Origin of the sequence: Streptomyces sp. NPDC056600 (assembly GCF_042792855.1) — a bacterium.
GTDB lineage: Bacteria > Actinomycetota > Actinomycetes > Streptomycetales > Streptomycetaceae > Streptomyces.
Genome location: NZ_JBHTVQ010000098.1, coordinates 1 through 16,269 on the forward strand (window position 1 = coordinate 1; position 16,269 = coordinate 16,269).

Below are 16,269 nucleotides of genomic sequence, written 5' to 3' on the forward strand. Positions count from 1 at the left end.
GGCGGTGGCCGCGCGGCCACCGCCTCCGCGGCGTTCCGGGACGGGACGGGGCAGGGCTGGGCAGAGCGGGACGGCATTCGACCCCGACTCGGGGGTACCCGCCACCTCATGACACGCCCACCGGTCAGGAGGCAGGAGCCGTGAACATCGTTCCGGACGGCGAGGATTCCCTCCAGGGCGGGAACGCCGGTCCCGAGTCCGTCATCACCGTCTCCCTGTGGATGAGCGTCTGTGCCTCCGCGGCGCTGACCGTGCTGGGAGTGATCTTGGCCTTCGCCGACCCCGCGGTCGGCGTGACCCTCGCTGTCGTGGGCGTCGTCCTCACCGCCGGCACGTACCTGGCCCTGCGGGGCCGACGGCGTGCCCAGCCGCTCCGATCTCAGCGGAACGCCTGAACCGTCGCCCACTGAAGAGGAGTTGCAGCCATGGCACGCCTCAACGAAGAGCTCTACGGATCCCGGTCGGCGATGCGCCGCAACCGGCTGGGCGCGATCGTCTTCGGAGTGATCGCGGTGGCCGCGGGGCTGGCACTCGTGCTGCGGGGCGACGCGGGAGGGTGGTCCGCGGTCGGCATCGGCGCGGCCTGCGTCCCCGTCGTGACGCTGCTGCCCAAGGCGCTCGGCAGGAGGACCGACCGTTGACCGTGACCCTGGCCGCGCTCCGGTTTCCCCACGGCGCGGCCGGAGTCGTGCTGCTGGTGATCGCCTTCGCCGCGGTCGTCGCCGGCGTCTTCATGGGGCGGAGGGGCGGACGGTAGTTCCGCCCACCGTGACCAGGCCGGACTCGTAGGCCAGCACGACGAGTTGCGCGCGGTCGCGGACGTCGAGCTTGGTCATGGCGCGGTTGACGTGCGTCTTGGCGGTGAGCGGGCTGATCACCATGCGGGCGGCGATCTCGTCGTTGGAGAGGCCGCGCGCGACGAGGGTGACGGCTTCGCGTTCACGGGTGGTCAGCCGGTCCAGCACGGCGGCAGGGGCGGCGGGGGGCGGCTGGGCGAGGTGGCGGTCGATCAGCCGCCGGGTCAGGGTGGGCGCGAGCAGCGCCTCGCCCCGCGCGGCCACGCGCACCGCGTGCACCAGGTCGTCGGGGAGGATGTCCTTGACCAGGAACCCGGCGGCCCCGGCCCGCAGCGCGTCCAGGACGTACTCGTCCATGCCGTAGTTGCTGAGGACGACGACGTGCACCCCGGCCAGTGCCGGGTCGGCGGCGACGCGGCGGGTGGTCGCGATGCCGTCGAGGACCGGCATCCGGATGTCGACCAGCATCACGTCGGGCAGGTGCCGCGCGGCGAGGGCGAGGCCCTCCTCGCCGTCGCCGGCCTCGGCGACCACCTCGATGTCCGTCTCCAGGCTCAGCAGGGCGCGGAATCCGCTGCGGATCAGCGGCTGGTCGTCGACGAGCAGGACACGGATCACGACGCCGGCTCCACGGGCAGTTCGGCGCGGACCGTGAAGCCGCCCCCGTCGCGGGGCCTGGCGTCGAGCCGCCCGCCGAGGGCGGTGACGCGCTCACGCATGCCGAGCAGCCCCAGCCCTGAGGAGGGGACCGCGGGCGGGGCGGCCTTGCCGTCGTCGTCGATCCGGACGGTCAGCCGGTCCGCCCCGTGACGGACGCTGACGTCGGCCGTGGTCGCGCCGACGGCGTGGCGGGCGGTGTTGGTGAGCGCCTCCTGGACGATCCGGTAGGCGGTACGGGCCACCGCGGCCGGCACGTCCCGCCGTTCCCCCTCGACCCGCAGGGTCGCCCCGACACCGGCCGACCGGGCACGTTCCACCAGGTCGGAAAGGTGTTCCAGGCCGCGCGGCGGGGCGGTGCCGTCGTCCCGCAGCGCCTCCAGGGTGGCCCGCAGGTCCCGGCTCGCCTCCCGCGCGGCCTCCTGGATCGCCGACAGCGCGGGCGGCACCTCCTCGCCCCGCCGCCGGGCCACATGGACGGCGACCTCGGCCTGGAGCTTGACGATCGATATCTGGTGGGTGAGCGAGTCGTGCAATTCTCGTGCGATGCGCAGCCGTTCCTCGTCCGCGCGGCGCCTGGCGGTCTCCTCCCGGGTCCGCTCGGCTTCGTCCGCACGCCGCTCCGCCTGGCGCACGGCCTCCCCGGCGGCGAAGGCGGCGACGAGCCACGCCACTTCGAGGACGTGCCGCGGGCGGGCGAGGACCTCGGTGAGGGGCTGTCCGTCGCGCAGCAACAGGGCGCACACGTGCAGCGCGGCCAGCAGGACCGCCGAGACCGCCAGGGCGAAGGGACGCCGGCCGGCCCGCACCGCGCCGTACACGGCGACCAGGTAGGGCACGGCCAGCACCTCGGCGCCGGCCGCCTGGTAGCCCAACGCGCACAGCGCGGTGACGACCAGGACGGGCAGGGGCGCGCGACGCCGGGCGGCGAGGGCGAGGCCGCAGGCGCCGAGGAGCACCAGCGTGGGCACGCCGAGGCGTCCGCCGCCTTCGGACAGGCCGCCCTCGGACAGGCCGCCGACGACCAGCAGGGCCGCCGCGCCGAGGGCGGTCATCGCGTCCACGGCGGCCGGCGGGACGCGCAGCCGCCCGTTCTCCACGCACAGGGCCATGCCCGCACCCTAGTGACCTCCCGGGCGGTGCGGATCCGGCTGGCGGACGAGGGCCGGCTACCGCGTCCGCGGTATCCGCGGGCCGGGCTGCGGCCCGTGGAGCAGGACGTGAAGTCCGCGTCCGGGGGACGCCCCGGGCACCGGTCCGGCGGCATGCTCGGGGCCGGACGAAAGGGGAACGACATGGTGAACGGCATGGACGCGGCGCGGCTCTGGTCGGCGGCACCCGCGGGCGGGGCCATCGGCGACGGGCGGACCGGGGCGAACCTGGCGCTGCTGGCGGCGGCGGTGGGCCTGGCCCTGGGCTGGTGGGCGCTGCGCACGGCGGCCCGGGCGGAGGCCGCCCGCGCGCGGAGCCTCGCCGTGGCGGCGGTGGTGGCGGGGGTGACGGGCGTGGTGCTTGGGGTGCTGCACGTGGCGACCGCCGCCGACGGCCCGGGCACCGGCAACGGTTTCGCCGGGGGGATCGTGGCGGTCCTCCTGGGGTCGGCCGCCGTCGCCGTGGGCCTGCGCGCCCGCTCCCGCGCCGCCTTGACCGCGCGGGAGGGGTGAGCGTCCCGCGGCGGGGTCCCTCACCGGCCGGAACCGGCCGCGGGTGACGCGCGGCGCCACGCCGCGCGGGCGGCCCGGGGGACGCGGCCGGTCCCCCGGCTGCCCCGGCGGGTTTGTCCCGCGGCGGCTCGTCACGGAAGGTCGGGGTATGAGGCGACGAACGGCCAGGGCGACCCGGGGGCAGCCGGGGCCGCTGATCCGGGCGTGGCGGCGGCTCGCGGCGTACGCCCTGATCCGCCAGGCCCGCGACCTGGAGCTGATGCACCGCGCGCTCGGGTTCGCGACCCTCGCCCTCGTCACCCTCGCCCCGCTGCTGATCGTCATCGCCGCCGCCGACCCGCTGGGCCGCGGCGGTTTCGCCTCCTGGCTGGCCGACGGCATGGGGCTGCCGGACCGGTCGGCGCGCGTCCTGACGGACATCTTCAGCCCGCCCCCGAAGGTCGTCGGCTCCACCAGCGTGCTCGGCGGCATCACGCTGGCCCTCTTCGGCGTGGCCTTCGGCGGCAGCGTGCAGAACGGCTACGAGCGGATCTGGGGTCTGCCCGCGGGTCCCTGGCACCGCGTGTGGCGGCAAGGGGTGTGGCTGATCGCGCTGACCGCCTACCTCTACCAGGAGGTCCTCACCCGGGACCTCCCCGGCGGGGTGCGGATCGCCATCAGCTCAGCGCTGGGCACCCTGTTCTTCTGGTGGGGCCAGCACTTCCTCCTCGGCGGCCAGATCGTCTGGCGCCGCCTGTTCCCCGGCGCCCTGTGCACGATGATCGGCCTGATCGGTCTGCGCGGGTTCTCGTACTACGTCTTCACGCCGCTGATCGTCACCAACGCGATCAGCTACGGCGCCGTCGGCATCGTCCTGGTGGTGGAGTCCTGGCTGATCGGCGTGGGTTTCGTCGTCCACGGCGGCGCGCTGTTCGGCCACTGGCTGCTGCACCACCACGGCCCCGAGCGCCCTCGCGGGTCCCGGTGGACGCGGATCCGGTGACCCCGCCGCGGTGCCCCCGCCGCACGATGACGCGATCTGCACGGGCGGTCCCGCCCTCGGCTGGGCAGGGAACGGGCATGGCATCCACCTCACGCGCCCTGACGACCGCCGCGGCCCTGCTGACCGGGACCGTCGCCCTCTACATGACCCTGGTGGCAGTCGGGAACATCACCGACTTCGGCACCAACCAGGCCTTCGTGCGCCACGTCCTCGCCATGGACACCACCTTCGAGGACCCCGACCTGATGTGGCGGGCCGTCACCGACACCCGGCTCCAGGACGCCGCGTACGTGCTGGTCATCGCCTGGGAGAGCGTCACCGCGCTGGTGCTGCTGCTCGGCGCCTGGCTGTGGCTGCGGCGGAACGGCCGCACACGGGCCCGGCGGGTCAGCACGTACGGGCTGCTCATGGCGATGCTGCTGTTCGGCGCCGGCTTCATCGGCATCGGCGGCGAGTGGTTCGCCATGTGGCAGTCGGAGCAGTGGAACGGGCTGGAGGCCGCCACCCGGGTCTTCCTGATGAGCGGCGTCGTGCTGATCGTCGTGAACCTTCCGCACGGGGAACCGGCCGAGGGGTGAGCCGCGCCGGACGGCGGCGCGGCGCCGCGCCGACGGCGCCGCGCGGGTACCGTCCCGTCGACGTCCGCGTCAGTCCGCCGAGGCGCTCACCCGCAGCACCAGCCGGCCCCGGACCTCGCCCCGCTCCAGTCTGCGGTGTGCCTCGGCCGCCGCGGTGAGCGGCAGCACCACGACGGCCCGGGGGCGCAGGAGGTCCTCCGTCAGCATCCGGTTGACGCAGGCGGCCGCCTCGGCGAGCTCGTCGGTCCGCGCGTAGGAGAGGGCGAAACCGGTCACCGATCCGCCACGCAGGTAGAGCGGCCCGACCGGGAGCACCGGCCGGGTCCCCAGCCCGGCCATGACCACCACCCGTCCCCGTGGTGCGAGGAGCGCCACCGCCGCCTCGAGGTCGTTGTGGCCGGAGGTGTCGAGGTGCAGGTCGATCCCGTCGGGCGCGGCGGCGCGGATCAGCCCGGGCAGGTCGGGGTCGTGGCGGTCGACCACGTCCCGGGCCCCGAGGGCGCGGCAGTAGGCGGCGTCACGGTCCGAGGCGACGGCCACCACCCGCGCACCGGCCTGCGCGGCCATGACGACGGCGGCGCCGCCCACGTTCCCGGCGGCGCCGAGGACGCAGACCGTCTCCCCGGCCCGCAGCCGCCCGTGGGCGAACAGTGCGAGGTAGGCCGTCGCCGCCGGATGGGCCATGGCCACGGCGTCCACCGCGTCGGCGCCCTCGGGCAGACGGTAGAGGCGGTCGGCGGCCACCACGGCCTGCTCCGCCGCGGCGCCCTGGCGCCCGCCGTGTCCCAGGCTGTTGCACCACACCCGGTCCCCCGGCCGGAACCCGGGCGCGCCGGGCCCGGCCTCCGCGACGGTGCCGACCAGGTCACGCCCGATCACGAACGGGAAGGGCACCGGCGTCCTCCACGCCCCGGAGCGCACGAAGGTGTCGACCGGGTCGACCGCGGTCGCCCCGACGTCGACCAGGACGTCGCAGGGTCCCGGCCGGGGCGGCGGCAGCTCCCCGACCCGGATGACGTCAGGCGGACCCAGCTCTTCGATGTACGCGGCCTGCATGAGGCCGAGTGTGACCTGCCGGGAGCGCGGCGCGGGGGCGGCGGGCCGTCACGGGCGGCGTGTCCCACCGCCCGGCCCATCAGGCGGACTCGCCGGGCCTCAGGCGGCGGTAGACGTCACCGGTCTCCTCGGCGAGCCAGCCGTTCGCGCCGGCGAGACCCCGCTCGTTGATCTGGGCGTCGTGGATCCCGAAGGCCCGCCGCGGCGCGACCGCCTTGACGAAGTCGATCGCCTCGGAGGTCCGCAGCCACGACCCGTGCACCGGCACCAGCAGCGTGTCGACCGGCTCCTGCGGCACGTGCAGCGAGTCGCCGGGGTGGTAGAGCTCCTGGTCGACGACGTACCCGAGGTTCGCGCAGTCCGGCCGGCCCTCGTGGACGAACGCGTGCCGTCCCCCGACCGCCCTGACGCGGAACCCCGCGGCGGTGAACTCCTCCCCCGCGGACACCGGGACCGTCTCCAGGCCGGGGAGGTCCGCGTCGGCGGGCGCGTACACCGGCACGCCGAGCCCGGCCAGGCGCAGGACGTCGACGTGGTCGGCGTGCTCGTGGGTCACCAGCACGGCGTCCGCCCCGCTCAGCGCGGACGGTTCGCTCCACACCCCGGGGTCGACGACCAGGGTCCGCCCCTCCTGCTCCAGCCGGACACAGGCGTGGGTGTACTTGACGATCCTCATGAAGCCCCAAGGTAGGGCCGGCACCGGGTCCGCCGTGCCGGAAGGGCGCCGAGTGAGCTGCGCCGCATCCCCGAAGGCCACTCCCGCCGCCGTCCGGCCCGGCGGTACCCTGACCGGAGCCCTTGACCTGCGACTGCGGGCAGGGAGCCGTCCACTCGGGAGTTCGCATGCTGCGCACCATGTTCAAGTCCAAGATCCACCGCGCCACGGTCACCCAGGCCGATCTCCACTACGTGGGATCGGTGACCGTCGACGCCGACCTGCTGGACGCCGCCGACCTGCTGCCCGGCGAGCTCGTCCACATCGTCGACATCACCAACGGCGCCCGCCTCGAGACGTACACCATCGAGGGCGAGCGCGGCTCCGGTGTGATCGGGATCAACGGCGCCGCCGCCCACCTGGTGCACCCCGGCGATCTGGTGATCCTCATCAGCTACGCCCAGGTGGACGACGCCGAGGCGCGCTCGATGAAGCCGCGCGTGGTGCACGTCGACGAGGCGAACCGGATCGTGGCGCTCGGCTCCGACGCGTCCGAGCCCGTTCCGGGGACCGACCAGCGGCGAAGCCCGCAGGCCGTGGGGGTCTGACCTCGCGGACCGATCGCGACCGCCGCCGCCCCCGAGGGGACGGCGGCGGTTTTTGTTGTGCGAATGCGTGCGCGAGGGCTTGCCGGACCGATCCGTCACCCCTTAAATCAAACCCTGAATTAAGTCGTGCCCTCATCTCCACCCCCTCCTCCACCCCCATGGAGTCCCTGTATGAGATTCAGGACCTTAAGCGTCGCCTTCGCCGCCGTCGCGGCGCTGCTCGCCCTCCCCGCGCCCGCCGCGACGGGTGCCCCCGCGGCTCCCACGAGCGGCGCGGCCGCAGCGGCGACCGCAGCGGCAGCGGCCGCCGACGTGCCCCTGTCCCAGGGCCGCACGGCCACCGCGTCCTCCACCGAGAGCGCGGTGTACGCCGCCGGGCTCGCGGTCGACGGCGACACCGGCACCCGGTGGTCCTCCGCGGCCTCCGACAACCAGTGGCTGCGCGTCGACCTCGGCGCGAGCGCCACGGTCAGCCAGGTGGTGCTGCGCTGGGAGGCCGCCTACGCGGCCGACTACCGCATCCAGTTCTCCCAGGACGGCTCGACCTGGGCCGACGCCCGCAAGGTGACCGGCTCCGACGGCGGCACCGACACCGTCGACGTCTCCGGCAGCGCACGTCACGTGCGGGTGTACGCCGACCGCCGGGCCACCCAGTGGGGCGTCTCGCTCTGGGAGTTCCAGGTCTTCGGGACGACCGGGACCTCGTCCGGCTGCTCCACCGCGAACGCGGCGCTGAACAAGCCGGCCACCGCCTCGTCCTCCGAGAGCGCGGGCCTGGCCGCCTCCGCCGCCTTCGACGGCAGCGGCACCACCCGCTGGTCGAGCGCGCACTCCGACCCGCAGTGGCTGCGCGTCGACCTGGGCTCCGTCCAGGACGTGTGCAAGATCGACCTGGACTGGGAGGCCGCGTACGCACGCGACTTCACCCTCCAGGTCTCGTCCGACGGCAGCAGCTGGACGACGCTGCGCAACGTCACCGGCGCCACCGGCGGCAAGGCCTCCTACGACGTCTCGGGCTCCGGCCGCTACGTCCGGATGAACGGCACCGCCCGCGCCACCGCCTACGGATACTCACTGTGGGAGATGGCCGTGCACACCGGTTCCGGAGGCGGCGTCCCGCCGGTGACCGGCGGCGGCGACCTCGGGCCCAACGTGATCGTCGTGGACCCCTCGACGGCCAACCTCCAGCAACGCTTCGACGACGTCTTCGCGCGGCAGGAGTCCAACCAGTTCGGCGAGGGGCGCTACCAGTTCCTCCTGAAGCCGGGCACCTACAACAACATCAACGCCCAGATCGGCTTCTACACCTCGATCTCCGGTCTCGGCCTCAACCCGGACGACACCCAGATCAACGGCGACGTCACCGTGGACGCCGGCTGGTTCAACGGCAACGCCACCCAGAACTTCTGGCGTTCGGCGGAGAACCTGGCCATCACCCCGTCCAACGGCACCAACCGCTGGGCGGTCGCCCAGGCGGCCCCGTTCCGCCGCATCCACGTCAAGGGCGGGCTCAACCTCGCCCCGAACGGCTACGGCTGGGCGTCCGGCGGGTACATCGCCGACTCCAAGATCGACGGCACGGTCGGCCCGTACTCGCAGCAGCAGTGGTACACCCGGGACAGCTCGGTCGGCGGCTGGACCAACGGCGTGTGGAACATGACGTTCACCGGCGTGCAGGGAGCTCCGGCGAGCAACTTCGCCACCGGTCCCTACACCACGATGGACACCACGCCGATCTCCCGTGAGAAGCCGTTCCTGTACCAGGACGGCTCCGCCTACAAGGTGTTCGTCCCCGCCAAGCGCACCAACGCACGGGGCGTCTCCTGGCCGGCCAACGCGGGCACCTCGCTGCCGCTGGACCAGTTCTACGTGGTCAAGCCGGGCGCGACCGCGTCCACCATCAACGCCGCGCTCGCCCAGGGCCTGCACCTGCTGGTCACCCCGGGCGTCTACCACCTGGACCGCCCGATCGAGATCGAGCGGGCGAACACGGTGGTGCTCGGCCTGGGTCTGGCCACGTTCATCCCCGACAACGGGGTGGACGCCGTGCACGTCGCCGACGTGGACGGGGTGCGGCTCGCGGGCTTCCTGGTCGACGCCGGGTCCACCAGGTCCGACACGCTGCTGCGCATCGGTCCGTCCGGCGCCTCCGCGGACCACGCCGCCAACCCGACCACCATGCAGGACGTGTTCATCCGCGTCGGCGGCGCGGGCCCCGGCCTGGCCGTCAACGGCGTGGTGATCAACAGCGACGACGTGGTGGTCGACCACACCTGGATCTGGCGCGCGGACCACGGCGCGGGCGTCGGCTGGGAGACCAACCGGTCCGACTACGGCATGGTCGTCAACGGCGACGACGTCCTCACCACCGGACTGTTCGTCGAGCACTTCAACAAGTACGACGTCCTGTGGCAGGGCGAGCGCGGACGCACGATCTTCTTCCAGAACGAGAAGGCGTACGACGCGCCGAACGCCGCCGCGATCACCCACGACGGGATCGTGGGCTGGGCCGCCTACAAGGTGGCGGACTCGGTGAACACCCACGAGGCCTGGGCGCTCGGCAGCTACTGCAACTACACCTCCGACCCGTCGATCGTGCAGCACCACGGGTTCCAGGTGCCGGTGAAATCGGGGATCAGCATGAACCACCTGCAGGTGATCTCCCTCGGCGGCATGGGCCAGTACCGGCACGTCATCAACGACACCGGTTCGGCCACCTCGGGCTCGGACACCGTCCCCTCGAAGGTCGTCCGCTTCCCGTGACACGGTGACGGACGCCGGTCGCCCACCGGCGTCCGGCGTCCGGCGTCCGGCGTCCGGCGTCCGGCGTCCGGCGTCCGGCGTCCGGCGTCCGGCGGTTCGACGAAGGCCCCCCGGCTCCGGCCGGGGGGCCTTCCTCCTGCCCTCGGCGGAGCCGGCGTCGTGCGGCGTCGTGCCGGCGAGGCGGCCGGACGGGCGGGGCGCCCGCGCCGCGGTCCCCGCACTCCCCGGCCCTCCCCCGGGCCCGCCGGCGGTGGTGCCCCTGCGTGGGTGACGCACGAGGCCCCCGGCGCGCGCGGTGGGCGGCGCCGGGGGCCTCGACGGGGCGGGCGGGTCGTCAGCCGGTGACGCCCTCCACCGCCCGGTCGGCCTGGGCGGCGTGGGCGCGGACGATCTCCGCGTACCGCCGGCCGCTGGACTTCACGGTGCGCCGCTGGGTGGCGTAGTCGACGTGGACCAGGCCGAACCGCTTGTCGTAGCCGTAGGCCCATTCGAAGTTGTCCAGCAGCGACCAGGCGAAGTAGCCGGCCAGCGGTGCGCCCTTGCGGGCCGCGGAGGCGCAGGCCGCCAGGTGGCCCTCGAGGTAGGCGGCGCGCTCCGGGTCCTCGACGCTGCCGTCCTCGCGCACCACGTCGGGGTAGCTGGAGCCGTTCTCGGTGACGTACAGCGCGCGGGCCCCGTACTCCTCGGTGAGGCGCAGCAGCAGGCCCTCGATGCCGCCGGCGTCCACCTGCCAGTCCATGCCGGTGCGCGGCACGTCGGGCAGCCGGACGTCGCGGACGAAGGGCGCGGGGGCGGTGGGGTCGTCGGCGACGGTCATCGGGAAGTAGTAGTTCAGGCCCAGCCAGTCCAGGGGAGCGCCGATGATGTCCATGTCGCCGGGCCGCTCGGGCAGTTCGACGCCGTAGACCTCGCGCATGTCCTCGGGGAAGCCGCGGCCGTGCACCGGGTCGAGCCACCAGCGGTTGGTGTGCCCGTCCATCCGGCGGGCGGCGGCCAGGTCCTCGGCGCGGTCGGAGGCGGGCCGGATCTCGGAGAGGTTGTTGACGATGCCGACCTGTGCGCCGGGTGCGGCGGCCCGGATCGCCTGGGCGGCCAGGCCGTGGCCGAGCAGCAGGTGGTAGGAGGCGCGGACGGCGGCCGTCAGGTCGGTCAGGCCGGGGGCCATCCGGCCCTCGAGGTGCCCGATCCACGCCGAGCAGAGCGGCTCGTTGAGCGTGGTCCAGTGCCGCACCCGGTCGCCGATCCGTCCCGCCAGGGCGGAGGCGTAGGCGGCCAGGTGGTGGGCGGTGTCCCGCTCGGGCCAGCCGCCGCGGTCCTGGAGCACCTGTGGCAGGTCCCAGTGGTAGACGGTGACGGAGGGGGTGATCCCGGCCTCCAGCAGGGCGTCGACCAGCCGGTCGTAGAAGTCGAGTCCGCGCTCGTTGACCGGTCCGTCGCCGCCGGGCACCACCCGGGGCCAGGCGGCGGAGAGCCGGTAGGCGTTGGCGCCGAGCTCCTTCATGAGCGCGACGTCCTCGGGCCAGCGGTGGTAGTGGTCGCAGGCCACGTCGCCGTTGTCGTCGTTGTCGACGCGGCCCGGGGTGTGCGCGTAGGTGTCCCAGATGGACGGCGAGCGGCCGTCCTCGGCGACGGCGCCTTCGATCTGGTAGGCCGATGTGGCCGTGCCCCACAGGAAGTCGCGGGGCAGCGCGGCGAAGTCGATGGACACGAGGTTTCCCTTTCGGACGTAACGAGGAACAGCGGCACGCTGGCGCCGCGGTACGCGGGCACGGAGGGGGCCGGGCCCGTCACTTGACGGCGCCGGCGGTCAGGCCGGCGACCAGGTAGCGCTGGAGGAGCAGGAAGCCCGCGACCACCGGCACGCTCACCACCAGGGAGGCGGCCATGATCTGGTTCCAGTAGACCTCGTTCTGTGTGGAGTAGGCCTGCAGGCCGACCGCGAGGGTGCGGGTGGTGTCGTTGGTCATCACCGAGGCGAAGAGCACCTCGCTCCAGGCGGTCATGAAGGCGTAGACGGTGACCGCGACGATCCCCGGCACCGCGGCCGGCACCACGACCCGCAGCAGCGCGCCCAGCGGCCCGCAGCCGTCGACCAGCGCGGCCTCGTCCAACTCCCGTGGGACGGAGGCGAAGTAGCCGATCAGCATCCAGATGGAGAACGGCAGCGAGAAGGTGAGGTAGGTGAGGATCAGGCCGCCGCGGGAGCCGAACAGCGCGACGCCGGTGGCGTTGCCGATGTTGACGTAGAGGAGGAACAGCGGCAGCAGGAAGAGGATGCCGGGGAACATCTGCGTCGACAGCACGGTGACGGTGAAGATCCGCTTGCCGCGGAACTCGTACCGGCTCACCGCGTAGGCGGCGAACACCGCGATCACCACCGAGCAGACGGTCGCCGCCCCGGCCACGATCAGCGAGTTGACGAAGTAGCGGCCCAGCGGCACGGTCGACCAGATGTCGACGTAGGGGCTCAGCGTGAGGTCGCCGGGCAGCCACCGGAACTCGCCGGAGACGTCCTGCAGCGGCTTGAGCGAGCTGGAGAGCATCACGTACACCGGCACCGCCACGAAGACGGTGAGCAGGGTGAGGAAGACGCGCCGCGACCAGACGAAGGAGCGGGGCGCGGCCATCGGGGACCGCGGGGCGCTAGGCATCGGCACTCCTCCGTCCGCGTGAGGTGATCAGCAGGTACACGGCGGTCACGACGAGCAGGAAGAGCAGCAGCAGGACGGACATGGCCGAGCCGGTGCCGAAGTTCCAGGTGACGAAGGACGCCTGGTAGATGTGGATGGAGACCAGGTCGGCGGCGTGCGGGGCGGACTTCCCGAAGAGGACGAACGGCGTGTTGAAGTCGTTGAACGTCCACAGGAAGAGCACCAGGACGAGCACCTGGTTGACGGAGCTGAGCGAGGGCAGGGTGATCCGGCGCAACTGCTGCCAGCGGCCGGCGCCGTCGAGGGCGGCGGCCTCGTAGAGCTCGCGCGGCACGGTCTGCAGGCCGGCCATCACGATCAGGAAGGCGAACGGCCAGCCCTTCCACACCGAGACGATCAGCAGGGCCCAGAAGCTGTTGTCGCCCAGCAGCCAGAACGGCGGTTCGTCGAACAGGCCGAGCTGGTCGACGAGGACGTGGTTCACCAGGCCGTTGTCCCGCTGGAACATGAACGTCCAGGTGATCACGGCGGCGTACATGGGCAGCGCGTACGGGATCAGGAAGAGGCCGCGCAGCAGGCCGCGGCCGCGGAAGGACTCCTGCAGGTACACGGCGGTGGTGGTGCCCAGCAGCCAGCACAGGCCGACCGAGAGCGCGGTGAACAGGCAGGTGACCCAGAAGGAGTGGAGCAGCGCGGCGCCGACGGGGGTGTCGAAGTCGACGGCGACGCGGTAGTTGTCCAGGCCCTTCCAGGGCGCGGTGGTCCAGTCGCGGATGTAGAACTGCGTGAGCTCCTTGAAGCTCATCAGCAGTCCGTAGACCATCGGCACCAGGTGGACCAGGAGTTCGAGGGCCAGCGCGGGCACCAGGAGCAGGTAGGGCAGGGAGGCGCGGCGCAGCCGTCCGGGGCGGCGCGGTGTGCGCGCCGCCCCGGGGGCCGCCCGCTTCCCCTTCGGGGGAGCGAGTGTCGCGGTCATGGACGAGGTCACCCCTGCGGCATCTGCTGCTGGGCCTTGGCGAGCTTCTCCCGGACGAGGTCCTTGGAGACCGGCTTTCCGGCGGCGGCCTCCGCGAAGAGCTCCTTGACGGCCGTGCCGACGGCCGTCTCGAACTGCGACTCCGCGGGGACCTGCGGCAGCGGGGCCGCGCTGTTGGCGAGGGTGTCGCGGACGATGCGCAGGGCCGGGCTGTCGAAGGCGCGGTCCTCCTGGGCGGCCTTGACGGGCGGGATGGAGCCGTAGGCGGTGTTCAGGGCCTTCTGCTCGGCGTCGCTGGTCATGAACTTCACGAACTTCAGCGAGCCGTCGAGGTTGTCGGTGTTCTTGAAGACCGCCATGTTGATGCCGGCCACCATCGAGTTGACGCCGGTGCCGGAGCCTGGGTCGCCGGCCTGCACCGGGACGGGCGCGACGCCCCAGTCGTCGTCCTTCATGCCGTGGGAGGCGAAGGCGGTCTGCGCGTTCTGCCACATGACCATCGCGGTCTTGTTCTTGGCGAAGTCCTGGAGAGACTGGTTCTGCGCGTACTCGGCGTTGCCCGGCGCGATGATCTTGTGGTCCGCCATGAGGTCGACGTACTGCTTGACGGCGTCGACGGCGGCGTCGGAGGTGAAGTCGGGCTTGCCGTCGGGGGTGAAGAAGTTCGTTCCGTGCTGCTGGCCGAAGGTGAAGACGTGGTGGATGTTCTCGGAGAGGTTGGATCCCTCGGCCCCGAGCGCCCACTTGCCGTCGCCGCTGATCTTCTTCCCGATCTCGGCCATCTCGTCCCAGGTGGCCGGCGGCTCGGTGATGCCCGCGTCGGCGAACATCTTCTTGTTCCAGTACAGCGTGTAGGCCATGGAGTAGAGCGGCACGGCCGCCGGGTCCTTGCCCTCCGCGCCCGCCGAGGCGATGGCCGACTCCACGAACCGGTCGCGCCCGCCGATCTTCTCGAAGTTCGCGTCGTCCCACGGCAGCAGCGCGCCCGTCGCCTGGAGCGAGGCGGACCAGGTGTTGCCGATGTTCAGCACGTCCGGGCCCTGGCCGGAGGTGGTGGCGGCGAGGATGCGGTTGAGCAGGTCGCTCCACGGGACGACCTCGAGCTCGACGTCGATCCCCGTCTCCTTCTCGAACTTGGCGATCTCGGCGGAGAGGATCTTCTTGTCCGCCTCGATGCTGGGGCCCTGGTTGGAGGCCCAGTAGGTGAGCTTCTTCGGCGAGTCCCCGGACCCGCCGTCGGACGCCGAACCGCCGCCGCAGGCGGAGACGGCGGCCAGCAGGGAGACGGTGACCGCACCGGCGGCCGCGGCTCGGATTCTGCGCATGAGTACGAAGGTCCCTTCCCCGGGGTCGACGGACGGAGGCCCTGACACGGCCCCCGCACGTCATGACTTAATTCACGGCGTGAGTTAAGACCTGTAAGAAGGTCGCGTCAAGGCGTCGCGCAGAGGTATCTTGCGTTCGGGGAAACGAACGGAAGGAACCGGATGAAGGCGCGGAACGGACGCACGGTGCGTGACCTGCGGCGGGGCAACCGGGCGGCCGTGCTGCGCCAGTTGTACTTCGACGGACCACTGACCCGCTTCGACCTCGGTCCGGCCACCGGACTCAGCTCGGGTTCGGTCAGCAACGTGGTCGCCGAACTCATCGCCGACGGCGTGGTGGAGGAGGCCGGCAGCGTCGACTCCGACGGCGGCCGCCCCCGCACGCTGCTGCGCGTGGTGCCGGAGAGCGGCCACCTGATCGGCGTGGACGTCGGCGAGACCCGGGTCCGCGTCGAGCTGTTCGACCTCTCGCTCGCCGAGGTCTCCCGCGCCGAGCGCCCGTTGGAGCCGCAGCGCTACGACGTGGAGGTGGTCACCGGCCACATCCGCGACTCGGTCGCCGAGGTGCTCGCCACCGCGGGCCTGGCGCCGGAGCGGCTGCTGGGCGTCGGCATCGGCGTGCCCGGCATCGTCGCCCGGGACGCGGAGCGGGGCGCGACGGTGCACGGGCAGACCATCGGCTGGGACGCCGTCCCCCTGGAGGCGCTGCTGCGCGAGCGCGCCGGACTCCCCGAGCGGGTCCCGTACTTCATCGACAACGGCGCGAAGACGCTGGGCCAGGCCGAGATGTGGTTCGGCGCGGGCCGGGGCGCCGGCGACGCGGTCGTGGTGCTGTTCGGCTCGGGCGTCGGCGCCTGCCTGGTCGCCGACGACGTGGAGCACGGCCGGGCCCTGGAGTGGGGCCACCTGACGGTGCGGGTGCGCGGGCGGCGCTGCCGCTGCGGGGCGCTCGGCTGCCTGGAGGCCTACGCGGGGGCCGAGGCGCTGGTGGCCCGCTGGCAGGAGGCGGGCGGACGGCCGCCCGCGGGCGCCGACGAGGAGACCGCGCTGACCGCGCTGCTGGCGGCGGCCTACCCGGAGCGCGGCGGCGCGCCGGACCCGGTGGCCCTGGCGGTGCTGGAGGAGACCGCCGAGTACCTGGGCGCGGGCCTGTCCGACCTGGTCAACCTCTTCCAGCCGGAGCGCATCCTGATCGGCGGCTGGGCCGGCCTCCAGCTCGGCACCCGGTTCCTGCCGTCGGTCCGCCGGCACGCCACGGCCTACTCGCTGCGCCACCCCGCGGGCCGGGTGCGGATCGAGCTCGGACGACTGGGCCCCGACGCCGTCACGGTCGGCGCGGCGACCCTTCCGCTGGCCGACTTCCTCAGCCGCGGCGGCCACCGCGACCACACCGCCGCCTCCGACGGGGACGGCCCCGCCCCCGCCTGGCGCAGCGCGCTGCGCGAGCGGGTGGTGCGCTGAGGGGCGGCGGGCGGGGCGATCCTGGCCACGGCGGGCGGGAGCGCTCCCGCGGCGCGACGGCGAAAGCGGGCGGCGTCCCTCCCGGAGGTCCGGGAG

At 73.3% G+C, this 16,269-nt stretch carries 16 protein-coding genes; 8 read left to right on the top strand and 8 right to left on the bottom strand.

The features are described from left to right. The first annotated feature begins 140 nt into the window (after positions 1 to 140). Entirely contained in the window at positions 141 to 395 is a 255-nt protein-coding gene (locus ACFRAV_RS29850; RefSeq protein WP_382560271.1) for a hypothetical protein, read from the top strand. Between the two features lie 30 nt (positions 396 to 425). Next, positions 426 to 641, top strand: coding sequence for a hypothetical protein (locus tag ACFRAV_RS29855; protein ID WP_382560274.1), 216 nt, complete (start codon positions 426 to 428; stop codon positions 639 to 641). 90 nt (positions 642 to 731) lie between these two features. On the opposite strand, the gene ACFRAV_RS29860 is transcribed toward ACFRAV_RS29855, so the two are convergent. After that, on the bottom strand, positions 732 to 1,415 hold the full coding sequence (locus ACFRAV_RS29860; RefSeq protein ID WP_382560277.1) for a response regulator: 684 nt from the start codon (positions 1,413 to 1,415) through the stop codon (positions 732 to 734). Further along, positions 1,412 to 2,566, bottom strand: a complete 1,155-nt coding sequence (locus ACFRAV_RS29865; RefSeq protein WP_382560280.1) for a sensor histidine kinase — start codon at positions 2,564 to 2,566, stop codon at positions 1,412 to 1,414. Before ACFRAV_RS29865 ends, ACFRAV_RS29860 begins: the two co-directional genes overlap by 4 nt. Before the next feature lie 183 nt (positions 2,567 to 2,749). Between ACFRAV_RS29865 and ACFRAV_RS29870 the strand changes: the two genes are divergently transcribed. The 3 genes from ACFRAV_RS29870 to ACFRAV_RS29880 all read left to right on the top strand — a co-directional run bounded on the left by ACFRAV_RS29870 (position 2,750) and on the right by ACFRAV_RS29880 (position 4,678). After that, on the top strand, positions 2,750 to 3,118 hold the full coding sequence (locus ACFRAV_RS29870) for a DUF6223 family protein (protein WP_382560283.1): 369 nt from the start codon (positions 2,750 to 2,752) through the stop codon (positions 3,116 to 3,118). Positions 3,119 to 3,266: 148 nt separating this feature from the next. Continuing rightward, on the top strand, positions 3,267 to 4,100 hold the full coding sequence (locus tag ACFRAV_RS29875) for a ribonuclease BN (RefSeq protein ID WP_382560286.1): 834 nt from the start codon (positions 3,267 to 3,269) through the stop codon (positions 4,098 to 4,100). Positions 4,101 to 4,177: 77 nt separating this feature from the next. Next, on the top strand, positions 4,178 to 4,678 hold the full coding sequence (locus tag ACFRAV_RS29880; protein WP_382560290.1) for a DUF2165 domain-containing protein: 501 nt from the start codon (positions 4,178 to 4,180) through the stop codon (positions 4,676 to 4,678). A gap of 69 nt (positions 4,679 to 4,747) precedes the next feature. Here ACFRAV_RS29880 and ACFRAV_RS29885 read toward each other — a convergent pair whose 3' ends face one another. After that, positions 4,748 to 5,734 carry an NADPH:quinone reductase gene (locus tag ACFRAV_RS29885; RefSeq protein WP_382560292.1) on the bottom strand — a complete coding sequence of 329 codons (987 nt, stop codon included), beginning with the start codon at positions 5,732 to 5,734 and terminating at the stop codon, positions 4,748 to 4,750. A 79-nt stretch (positions 5,735 to 5,813) separates the two neighbouring features. Beyond that, positions 5,814 to 6,410, bottom strand: coding sequence for an MBL fold metallo-hydrolase (locus ACFRAV_RS29890; RefSeq protein WP_382560294.1), 597 nt, complete (start codon positions 6,408 to 6,410; stop codon positions 5,814 to 5,816). A gap of 167 nt (positions 6,411 to 6,577) precedes the next feature. On the opposite strand from ACFRAV_RS29890, the gene panD reads away from it, so the two are divergent. Continuing rightward, a complete protein-coding gene (gene panD, locus ACFRAV_RS29895) occupies positions 6,578 to 6,997 on the top strand; it encodes an aspartate 1-decarboxylase (protein WP_382560297.1) in 420 nt (139 codons plus the stop codon). A 171-nt stretch (positions 6,998 to 7,168) separates the two neighbouring features. Then, positions 7,169 to 9,760, top strand: coding sequence for a discoidin domain-containing protein (locus ACFRAV_RS29900; protein ID WP_382560300.1), 2,592 nt, complete (start codon positions 7,169 to 7,171; stop codon positions 9,758 to 9,760). A gap of 334 nt (positions 9,761 to 10,094) precedes the next feature. On the opposite strand, the gene ACFRAV_RS29905 is transcribed toward ACFRAV_RS29900, so the two are convergent. The 4 genes from ACFRAV_RS29905 to ACFRAV_RS29920 all read right to left on the bottom strand — a co-directional run bounded on the left by ACFRAV_RS29905 (position 10,095) and on the right by ACFRAV_RS29920 (position 14,712). After that, positions 10,095 to 11,468 carry a GH1 family beta-glucosidase gene (locus ACFRAV_RS29905; protein ID WP_382560304.1) on the bottom strand — a complete coding sequence of 458 codons (1,374 nt, stop codon included), beginning with the start codon at positions 11,466 to 11,468 and terminating at the stop codon, positions 10,095 to 10,097. A gap of 79 nt (positions 11,469 to 11,547) precedes the next feature. Next, positions 11,548 to 12,411: a carbohydrate ABC transporter permease gene (locus ACFRAV_RS29910; protein ID WP_382560307.1), complete on the bottom strand. Its 864-nt coding sequence runs from the start codon at positions 12,409 to 12,411 to the stop codon at positions 11,548 to 11,550. Continuing rightward, a complete protein-coding gene (locus tag ACFRAV_RS29915; RefSeq protein WP_382560311.1) occupies positions 12,404 to 13,387 on the bottom strand; it encodes a carbohydrate ABC transporter permease in 984 nt (327 codons plus the stop codon). The genes ACFRAV_RS29910 and ACFRAV_RS29915 overlap by 8 nt, the downstream gene beginning before the upstream one ends. An 8-nt stretch (positions 13,388 to 13,395) precedes the next feature. Further along, a complete protein-coding gene (locus ACFRAV_RS29920) occupies positions 13,396 to 14,712 on the bottom strand; it encodes an ABC transporter substrate-binding protein (protein ID WP_382560315.1) in 1,317 nt (438 codons plus the stop codon). Positions 14,713 to 14,874: 162 nt separating this feature from the next. On the opposite strand from ACFRAV_RS29920, the gene ACFRAV_RS29925 reads away from it, so the two are divergent. Further along, positions 14,875 to 16,173 carry an ROK family protein gene (locus ACFRAV_RS29925; RefSeq protein WP_382560318.1) on the top strand — a complete coding sequence of 433 codons (1,299 nt, stop codon included), beginning with the start codon at positions 14,875 to 14,877 and terminating at the stop codon, positions 16,171 to 16,173. Positions 16,174 to 16,269: the final 96 nt, after the last annotated feature.